At 39.1% G+C, this 1,225-nt stretch carries 1 protein-coding gene; it reads right to left on the bottom strand.

Annotation, left to right across the window (positions count from 1 at the left end; all coding sequences use genetic code 11):
• The coding region (locus I2I04_RS23095; protein WP_195655948.1) for a sugar transferase at window positions 1-1,187 on the bottom strand (1,187 nt) is incomplete at its 3' end.
• Between the last annotated feature and the right edge of the window lie 38 nt (window positions 1,188-1,225).

The following is a 1,225-nucleotide window of genomic DNA, read 5'->3' as shown; positions in this document are numbered from 1 at the left end:
TAAGTCTCCGTATGAGCCAACATGTGAGGACGGGGACCTACTATCGACATATCACCCTTAAAGACATTGATAAACTGGGGAAGTTCGTCTATATTAGAACGACGAAGAAAGTTCCCAAATCTTGTTTTACGAGGGTCATCAGCTGTAGCCTGTTTACTGTCAGCTTCATCGTTCACTTTCATGGAGCGGAATTTGTAACACACAAAATCCCCACCATTCAAACCAGTACGCATTTGCTTAAAGAATACAGGACCGGGAGAGGTCAACTTTATGATACTTCCCACAATGAGATAAACAAAAGGAAAAACAGTAACCAGAAAAAGACCGGAAAAAACAATATCGAATAGCCGTTTCAACATACGATTCTCCATCTTACTCAAAGGCTCATAACGCAGATTCAAAATAGGCATATTGCCAACCATACTGTGCCAGATACGACGAGGAAAACCTTTACATACATTAGGAACACCATGAAAATAAAGAAGATGGTTCTCACAATAATTCATGATAGAGAAATTATAACGCCCCTCCTCCATCGACAGAGAACAAAAAACATGCTTGATTCCCGGGTGTACGGACATAAAATCTGAAAAACCGTCAGGATTACCCAAATAAGAACATTGCGAAGAAAGGGCATCATTCGGTTTTATATCAAAATAACCTACGACCTCATACAGCGAAGACGCTAGAGAATTCTCCATCTCCTCATACAAAACCTGCATATTATTACCTCCTCCTATAAAAACAGCATAACGCCTATGTTTGCCCTTAGCACAATAAGCTATTAAAAACTCACGGATTATGATACGATAAATGCTTAAAACGACAAAGAGGAAAGAAAAATAAGCGACAAAGAAAAGAGGAGAATAAATAGAGATTCCACTAAAAGTCATGATACATGCCCAAAAGATGAAGAACGTTATAATATTCTTCAACACGCGTAACACAAGCTGATCGGGACGAATTCCCCGACTATCCCAAACCCTCCCACGGGAACCCGAACAGGCCAGATAGCAAAGACTTAACGAAGTCATCATCCATGAGACCCTGCAAGAGAAAGGTAAAGAAGCAAAAGCTTCTTCCCAAAAGAAAAGAAGAAAGAACAATACCAAATTCAGAATGATCAGATCTCCCAGAACTGCTACAAATTCTATAAATTTATTGATTTGACTGGTGGTTGATACCATATCACATTAAAGATTGATTTTAGGCACATACTTCTTTG

It is taken from the genome of Bacteroides sp. 1001136B_160425_E2 (genome assembly GCF_015559655.1).
Classification (GTDB): Bacteria; Bacteroidota; Bacteroidia; order Bacteroidales; family Bacteroidaceae; genus Bacteroides; species Bacteroides luhongzhouii.
The sequence above is the reverse complement of the archived record's forward strand: the minus strand, read 5'-3'. Positions and strand labels throughout refer to the sequence as shown.